This is a genomic window from Bacteroides caecigallinarum, assembly GCF_021531075.1.
GTDB classification, from domain to species: domain Bacteria; phylum Bacteroidota; class Bacteroidia; order Bacteroidales; family Bacteroidaceae; genus Phocaeicola; species Phocaeicola caecigallinarum_B.
In genome coordinates this window covers 1-3,671 of record NZ_JADYTJ010000097.1, presented here as the reverse complement: position 1 = coordinate 3,671, position 3,671 = coordinate 1, and the positions used below count along the sequence as shown (strand labels likewise).

Below are 3,671 nucleotides of genomic sequence, written 5' to 3'. Positions count from 1 at the left end.
TGTTTGCCGCCAGCTTCTTTCAGATTCCACCTCACGATGGACACCCTTGCTATTGGCTGTATGATTCCCGCTATTAGGGCTCATTAGGGACTTGCACCCGTTAGCTAATACTCATGCCGAGCATACTATCAGAATAGGGTATATCCATCCGGGTATACCCTATTCTTTTTTATTCAAGCCACTGTTCCTAAAAAGAATTATTACTGAAAAACAACACTTTATACAAAAAAATACACCGAAATTATTGATTATATAAAGTATTTAGAGTATCTTTGCAGCCGATTTTAGTCTGTGGAGGTAAACAAGTGATTGCAAGAATCAATCCACCTTACGGAAGAAACCCGTTTAATAATTATAATAAAATGTACGTAATCGTAGAAATTAACGGTCAGCAGTTCAAAGCTGAAGAAGGCAAGAAACTGTTTGTACACCACATTCAGAACGCTGAAAACGGCGCAACTGTTGAATTTGACAAAGTTTTGTTGGTTGACAACAATGGTACTGTAACTGTAGGTGCTCCTACTGTAGAAGGTGCAAAAGTGGTTTGCGAAGTTAAGTCTAGCCTTGTAAAGGGTGACAAAGTGTTGGTATTCCACAAGAAGAGAAGAAAAGGTTACAGAAAACTGAACGGTCACCGTCAGCAGTTTACTGAATTGACAATCAAACAAGTTATTGCTTAATCATTAAAACGTAGAAGAAAATGGCACATAAAAAAGGTGTAGGTAGTTCTAAGAACGGTCGTGAATCAGAAAGCAAAAGATTAGGCGTAAAGATATTCGGTGGTTCAGCTTGCAAGGCTGGTAACATCATTGTTCGTCAAAGAGGAACAGTTCACAACCCAGGTAACAACGTAGGTATGGGTAGCGATCACACTCTTTACGCATTGGTAGATGGTACAGTATGTTTCAAGAAGGGTCGTGAAAACAAAAGCTATGTTTCTGTAATCCCTTGCGCTGAAGCATAATCTGCAAATTATTAAGGAAATTAAAAGCTGTCTTAATGAAGACAGCTTTTTTTGTATCCATAAAAAGAATAAAATCAATCCTATTTTCTTTAAAAATCAGATATATAAATTACAGTATAATAAGATAATATCTATCTTTGGATTTAAACAATAAACTCCATAATAATGAAATCGTTATATCCTGTAATACTATTTATATTACTACCTGTCATAAGTATGGCTCAAAATAACGAGTCGACAGTTTCTGCAAACGATTCCGTTGTTTATAACATATCATTTGAAACAAAAGCAGAAACTTACGAAGCAAACTATCCAATTACTGATACAGACTCATTGAGCACACCACTCGTGGCACCTATAATGCAGACAGGAATGTATCCGTCGTTCAGTATGTACGGAATCAGTCCGTTTACATACAACTATGCCAATTGGGAACTTCACAAAGGTTTCAATGCCTCCCTGGGAATGCACGTCACATTCAGTCCATCAAAATATGCTCCATCAGGAGTAGGATTCGGACAGGATGCTGCATTTATGTACGCCATACCTATCAATAACAGATTCAGCGTGGCTGCCGGACTATATGCCACCCATATGGACTGGGGATTTATTAACTATAAGAACATAGGAATTGCCGGAGTTGCCGCTTTCAAGCTCAATGAACGGATAACACTTTATGGATATGGCAACAAGTCACTCATGCCCCAACGTTCGCCACTTTATTATCCCCTGCCAAACTTCTCGCCTGACAAATTAGGAGGAATGATAAACTTTAAAATAGGCGAAAGTTCATCTATCAGCTTTGGAGTAGAAGGAATGAAAGGCTACGGACCATATTATTGGTAATACGAAACAATCATATATTTTTTGGTGCTGACTATAGTCGGCACCACTACCGACCATAGTGAGCAGCACTGCCGACGATGGTCGGCACCAAAAAACATTAAGTTATCAGCATTATTATAACTGCAAACATTATAACGGTATAGGATAAAAAATCCTAACTTTGCACCCTGTTAATAAGCAATATCAAAAAATAATATGTCACAAAAAGTAACTGCAACTGAACTTGGAACCGAACCAATCGGTAAACTTCTTATGCAATATGCCGTACCGGCAATTATTGCCATGACAGCATCATCACTCTATAACATGGTAGACAGTATCTTCATCGGTCACGGTGTAGGTCCGATGGCAATTTCAGGTCTTGCCATAACATTCCCTCTTATGAATCTTGCAGCAGCCTTCGGATCACTTGTCGGCGTAGGTGCATCAACACTTGTTTCCGTAAAATTAGGACAGAAAGATTATGCATCTGCACAACACATCCTTGGAAACGTTGTTTCGCTTAACGTTATCATGGGTATATTGTTTACAATAATTACCCTTATCTTCCTCGACCCGATATTATATTTCTTCGGAGCTAGTGAAGCTACCATCCCTTACGCACGCGATTATATGGTGATTATCCTGTTGGGAAATACTATCACTCATCTTTACCTTGGGCTGAATTCAGTTCTCCGTTCGGCAGGACATCCACAGAAAGCGATGCTGGCAACCATACTGACAGTTATTATAAATACCATACTTGACCCACTGTTCATCTACGGTTTCGACATGGGTATCAAAGGAGCAGCCATAGCTACCATATTGGCCCAGATAATATCACTGGTGTGGCTTATAAAGATATTCAGCAACAAGAATGAGCTTCTGCATTTCAAGAAAGGTATCTACCGCCTTCATGGAAATCTCGTTTCAAATATAATAGGTATCGGTATGGCTCCGTTCCTTATGAATCTGGCATCATGCTTCATAGTTATACTTATCAACAAAGGACTGAAACTCTACGATGGCGACCTTGCCATTGGGGCATTCGGTATCGTTAACAGAATAGTTTTCCTGTTCGTAATGATTGTAATGGGTCTGAACCAAGGTATGCAGCCTATAGCCGGTTATAATTTCGGTGCTCAGCAGTACCACCGTGTAAACCATGTTATGAAACTTACGGTTATAGCAGCCACAATTATCACCACCTCCGGATTTATTGTCGGCGAATTTATTCCAAGACTGGCAGTATCAGCTTTCACCACAGATGAGACTCTGATAAATCTTTCTGCCAACGGTTTGAGAATTGTTGTAATGTTCTTCCCTATCATAGGTTTCCAGATGGTTACATCCAACTTCTTCCAGAGCATAGGTATGGCACGCAAAGCCATCATTCTGTCATTGAGCCGCCAAGTGCTGATCCTTATTCCTTGTCTGTTCATCCTGCCACTGTTCTTTGATTCATTTGGAGTATGGATAAGTATGCCTATTTCCGACCTCGCAGCAAGTATATTGGCAGCAATAATGCTCTACAGACAGTTCAATAAATTCAAGAAGCATACAATTTAATATGAAACAACAATTCATTAGTGGAAGTTTTCTAAAACTTATTGCCATCATACTCATGTGTATAGACCACATAGCCTGCTTCCTCTACCCCAATGAATGGCTAAGCAATATACTGACGACAATTGGCAATAAAGACATCACAGTATATTTTTTGATGAGAGCAATAGGTAGAATGGCATTCCCTATTTTCTCTTTTCTTATTGTTGAAGGATTCATTCATACACATAATAGATTCAAATACGGTAGAAATTTATTAATATTCGCTTTAATATCAGAAATACCCTGGAACCTGGTTCACCAGAATACAATATTC

At 39.0% G+C, this 3,671-nt stretch carries 5 protein-coding genes; all 5 read left to right on the top strand.

Going from position 1 to position 3,671, the window contains the following annotated elements:
• Positions 1-362: 362 nt before the first annotated feature.
• Positions 363-680: a 50S ribosomal protein L21 gene (gene rplU, locus I6E11_RS14300; protein ID WP_235338794.1), complete on the top strand. Its 318-nt coding sequence runs from the start codon at positions 363-365 to the stop codon at positions 678-680.
• 20 nt (positions 681-700) lie between these two features.
• Positions 701-964, top strand: a complete 264-nt coding sequence (gene rpmA, locus I6E11_RS14295; protein ID WP_235338793.1) for a 50S ribosomal protein L27 — start codon at positions 701-703, stop codon at positions 962-964.
• Between the two features lie 165 nt (positions 965-1,129).
• Entirely contained in the window at positions 1,130-1,810 is a 681-nt protein-coding gene (locus I6E11_RS14290; RefSeq protein WP_235338792.1) for a hypothetical protein, read from the top strand.
• Positions 1,811-2,005: 195 nt separating this feature from the next.
• Positions 2,006-3,358, top strand: coding sequence for an MATE family efflux transporter (locus tag I6E11_RS14285; protein ID WP_235338791.1), 1,353 nt, complete (start codon positions 2,006-2,008; stop codon positions 3,356-3,358).
• 1 nt (position 3,359) lies between these two features.
• Positions 3,360-3,671, top strand: a 312-nt coding sequence (locus I6E11_RS14280; protein ID WP_235338790.1) for a TraX family protein, incomplete at its 3' end; no start/stop codon positions are given.